Source organism: Nostoc sp. CALU 546, from assembly GCF_048836525.1.
In genome coordinates this window covers 1-1,922 of record NZ_JAWJTF010000356.1, presented here as the reverse complement: position 1 = coordinate 1,922, position 1,922 = coordinate 1, and the positions used below count along the sequence as shown (strand labels likewise).

1 protein-coding gene is annotated in these 1,922 nt (G+C 42.9%); it reads right to left on the bottom strand.

Annotation, left to right across the window (positions count from 1 at the left end; translation table 11 throughout):
- Positions 1–278 precede the first annotated feature (278 nt).
- A complete protein-coding gene (locus tag RRG12_RS43620) occupies positions 279–1,583 on the bottom strand; it encodes a P-loop NTPase fold protein (RefSeq protein ID WP_420763322.1) in 1,305 nt (434 codons plus the stop codon).
- Between the last annotated feature and the right edge of the window lie 339 nt (positions 1,584–1,922).

Below are 1,922 nucleotides of genomic sequence, written 5' to 3'. Positions count from 1 at the left end.
GTGAACCCTGGAACCACTCCCATGAACCCTGGAACCACTCCCGTGAACCCTGATATCATGTCCGCATAAATAGTTATGCTAACCACAGTCATTACACCCCACCCCCAACCTCTCCCTGCAAACGGGGCTACCGTGTACACACAAATCTGAAATAGCTGATTAACCAAGGTTTTACCCCACCCTAACCCTCCCGATGCATTGGGGAGGGAACAAGATTTTCCAGTTTCCCCCCTTTACAAGGGGGGATTAAAGGGGGTAATTATTCATGTACGCCGGATTTATAACCTAAATTCCTTAGCTTCAGCCAAAATCGGATTGATATCAAACCAGGAACCATCATCATTCCGGTATTCAAATACAAACATACTGCGGAGCAAAAGTTCGTATCTTTCATGACCTCTCAAGCTTTTCTCTTGCGTCACCTCACGCAGTAATTCCCATTCATCGGGCGTAATTCCCAAAGTTAGCTCATTGCAGCGTTGTTTAATCACTCTATTTACGCACTCTTGCGACAAAGGTGGGTCTTCTTGCTGAAGACAACGAAACAATAACATCAACAAATTACGCAAATGACCACCGCTAACTTGGCAAAGTCGCTCTAAAGTATCAGGACTATCAAAAACCTCAGTAATTAAATTCTGACTTTGTTCCCAACTCACACCAGGAAAAGCCCTCGCCATGACCATCTGTTGCAGCAGCATGATTCCCTGCGAAAATTGTGAACCATCTTGTAATTGCACAGGAACCATCGGCAAAACCTTGGGGTCTACGCCAAAGCGATTTGTTAACCTTCCTAAAGCGTTGGAAAAAATCAACACTAACGGAATGGTATAAACAACATGACAATTTAACTGGTTTAACTGTTCACCCCGTTCCACAAAGAGATATTCTGGCTGGTAATAACCCGAAGGCTTCAAAGAATTATCAACTCGGTCGAGATTATCTATAATTACCACCAGTCCTTTTTTACCCTGCTGCTTGAGTTTTTCTCTAGCAGGCCTGAGCAATTCTTTGTTAATTGATTCTAAAATGCCATTAGTACGCGGTTCTAAATATTGCCGTAACTGACCGCGAAGTTTGGGGCTATCTTTAGTTTTAGCAGTAATCTTAGCAATACCTACAGATAATTCAGCCTCAACCCCAATATCTAGCGGCGTTTGCAAAAACTCGGAAATCTCCGTAAATAAATTCTTAAAGTATCCTGGTTTCAGGTTAATTTTGATTGCTTCCAGACTTTGACTCACTTCACGAGCTACTGCCAGTAAAATATCTGTAACATCAATATCAGCCATATCCAGGCTTTGACTAGACTCGAAATAAACCACATGAAATCCCTGCTGCTCTAACTCTGCCTTTAGCCGCAGTAACTCAGTAGATTTGCCACAGCCGATATGTCCGGTAAACAATTGACAGGTCGGTTCTTCAGGTGAAAGGCGGGTGATAGTTCGCCCAAGTTCTTCAATAATCTTGGCACCACGCACTTTAGAGAAATCAATATAATATTGTCTATCCTCCGGTTTACTCACAACCAAAGTTTTACTGGGGTTGCAAGCCTGAAAAAACCTAACTAAATCTAGTTTCATCACAAATCACCCGAAATCAGCCTGACGCTCTTGCCCATTTCAGTGATTATACAGACGATAAAGCGGCTATTTCGGAAAAAACTTCTTCAAAATGACTGATTAACTGTTCTCTCGTTTATCTCGTTCCTATGCTCTGCATAGGAATGCCTGATTAGAGGCTCTGCCTCTAGTCAGATATTATTGAGTCAGAGGCTCAATGAATGCATTCCCAGGCGGAGCCTGGGAATGAGGAAATGCTTATCAAGCTAGGTTTTTAGGACTTTTGTATACACCGTAGCGATGCATTGGGGGGGGAAACCAGAAAATCTTGTTCCCTTCCCTTTGCAAGGCTACGGTGTA